This is a genomic window from Ruminococcus sp. MCC718, assembly GCF_018783905.1.
GTDB classification, from domain to species: domain Bacteria; phylum Bacillota; class Clostridia; order Lachnospirales; family Lachnospiraceae; genus Hominisplanchenecus; species Hominisplanchenecus faecis.
Window position 1 is genome coordinate 1 of record NZ_WQNP01000061.1, and the last position, 2,744, is coordinate 2,744.

Consider the following 2,744-nt stretch of genomic DNA (forward strand, 5'->3'; position numbering starts at 1 on the left):
TTCTATCCTGAACCTCACACTCTCGTGCTTGGTTAAGCCTTCGACCTATTAGTAGCAGTCAGCTCCATACATTACTGCACTTCCACCTCTGCCCTATCTACCTCGTCGTCTTCAAGGGGTCTTACCGCTTATGCGGGGGATATCTCATCTTGAGGGGGGCTTCACGCTTAGATGCCTTCAGCGTTTATCCCTTCCCGACTTGGCTACCCGGCTGTGCCATTGGCATGACAACCGGTGCACCAGAGGTCAGTCCAACCCGGTCCTCTCGTACTAAGGTCAGCTCCTCTCAAATATCCTACGCCCACGCCGGATAGGGACCGAACTGTCTCACGACGTTCTGAACCCAGCTCGCGTACCGCTTTAATGGGCGAACAGCCCAACCCTTGGGACCTACTACAGCCCCAGGATGCGATGAGCCGACATCGAGGTGCCAAACCACTCCGTCGATGTGAACTCTTGGGAGTGATAAGCCTGTTATCCCCAGGGTAGCTTTTATCCGTTGAGCGATGGCATTCCCACTTAATACCACCGGATCACTAAGTCCTACTTTCGTACCTGCCCCACCCGTCGGTGTCGCAGTCAAGCTCCCTTCTGCCTTTGCACTCTTCGAATGGTTTCCGACCATTCTGAGGGAACCTTTGAGCGCCTCCGATACCCTTTCGGAGGCGACCGCCCCAGTCAAACTCCCCACCTGACATTGTCCCCCAGCCGGTTAACGGCTGCTGGTTAGAAATCCAGTACTGCAAGGGTGGTATCCCAACAGCGGCTCCATGGCGACTGGCGTCACCATTTCTCAGCCTCCCACCTATCCTGTACATACAATACCGAATCCCAGTATCAAGCTGGAGTAAAGCTCCATGGGGTCTTTCCGTCCTGGCGCGGGTAGCCAGCATCTTCACTGGCACTTCAATTTCACCGGATGCATTGCCGAGACAGCGCCCAAATCATTACGCCTTTCGTGCGGGTCGGAACTTACCCGACAAGGAATTTCGCTACCTTAGGACCGTTATAGTTACGGCCGCCGTTTACTGGGGCTTAAGTTCGATGCTTCGTCTCCTGACATCTCCCCTTAACCTTCCAGCACCGGGCAGGCGTCAGCCCATATACTTCACCTTGCGGTTTTGCATAGACCTGTGTTTTTGCTAAACAGTTGCTTGGGCCTATTCTCTGCGGCCTCTTTCGAGGCACCCTTTCTCCCGAAGTTACAGGGTCATTTTGCCGAGTTCCTTAGCAATGCTTCTTCCGTCGGCCTTAGGATTCTCTCCTCATCCACCTGTGTCGGTTTACGGTACGGGTACAGTACAAACAATAGCGGCTTTTCTCGGCAGCCGGCTCACACATTTCCCTACTTTAGTTCGGTATGCGTCACACCTTTGGGTTGCACGGCGGTTTTTCCAGCCGTACCCCTCCTGTGCTTGCCCCTGGATTCCATTCCAGGTAGTGCTCTCCTTCTGCGTCCCCACAGTTCTGTCATACTGTAGTACAGGAATCTCAACCTGTTGTCCATCGGCTACGCCTCTCGGCCTCGCCTTAGGTCCCGACTTCCCCAGGGCAGATCAGCTTTACCCTGGAAACCTTGGATATTCGGCCGTAAGGATTCTCACCTTACTCTCGCTACTCATTCCGGCATTCTCTCTTCTTAAAAGTCCACAGCTCCTTTCGGTACTGCTTCGTTCCTTTAAGAATGCTCCTCTACCAACCCTTGCGGGTTCCGCAGCTTCGGTGTTGTGTTTCAGCCCCGGACATTTTCGGCGCAGGACCTCTCGACTAGTGAGCTATTACGCACTCTTTTAATGTATGGCTGCTTCTGAGCCAACATCCTAGTTGTCTTCGAAATCCCACATCCTTTTCCACTTAACACACACTTTGGGACCTTAGCTGGCGGTCTGGGCTCTTTCCCTTTTGACTGCCCAACTTATCTCGTGCAGTCTGACTCCCGTACATCATCTATATGGCATTCGGAGTTTGATATTCTTCGGTAAGCTTTGACGCCCCCTAGGAAATTCAGTGCTCTACCTCCACTAGACTAATACGAGGCTAGCCCTAAAGCTATTTCGAGGAGAACCAGCTATCTCCGGGTTCGATTGGAATTTCTCCCCTATCCACACCTCATCGCCACCCTTTTCAACGGATGTGCGTTCGGTCCTCCACTACCTCTTACGGCAGCTTCAACCTGGACATGGATAGATCACCCGGTTTCGGGTCTACTCCTACTGACTCATCGCCCTATTCAGACTTGGTTTCCCTCCGGCTCCGCACCTTCAGTGCTTAACCTTGCCAGTAAGCGTAACTCGCCGGACCGTTCTACAAAAAGTACGCGGTTCATCGAATAATGATGTTCCACAGCTTGTAAACACAGGGTTTCAGGTTCTCTTTCACTCCCCTCCCGGGGTCCTTTTCACCTTTCCTTCACAGTACTATGCGCTATCGGTCACTAAGGAGTATTTAGCCTTGGGGGGTGGTCCCCCCGATTTCCTACAAGGTTCCACGTGTCTCGTAGTACTCTGGATCCTGCCGCTCCTTCCGGTTTTCACATACGGGGCTTTCACCCTCTATGGCTGGCTTTCCCAAAACCATTCTGTTAACCTTCCGGTCACTTGTTGCAGTCCTTAACCCCAGCATGCACGCACGCTGGTTTAGGCTCCTCCGGTTTCGCTCGCCGCTACTCCCAGAATCGATGTTTCTTTCTTTTCCTCCGGCTACTTAGATGTTTCAGTTCACCGGGTTCCCTTCCATACGTTATG

At 52.8% G+C, this 2,744-nt stretch carries 1 rRNA gene; it reads right to left on the reverse strand.

What is annotated here, in order from left to right:
* Nucleotides 1-28: 28 nt before the first annotated feature.
* Nucleotides 29-2,744 (reverse strand): 23S ribosomal RNA (locus GPK60_RS07420); the annotation flags it as partial.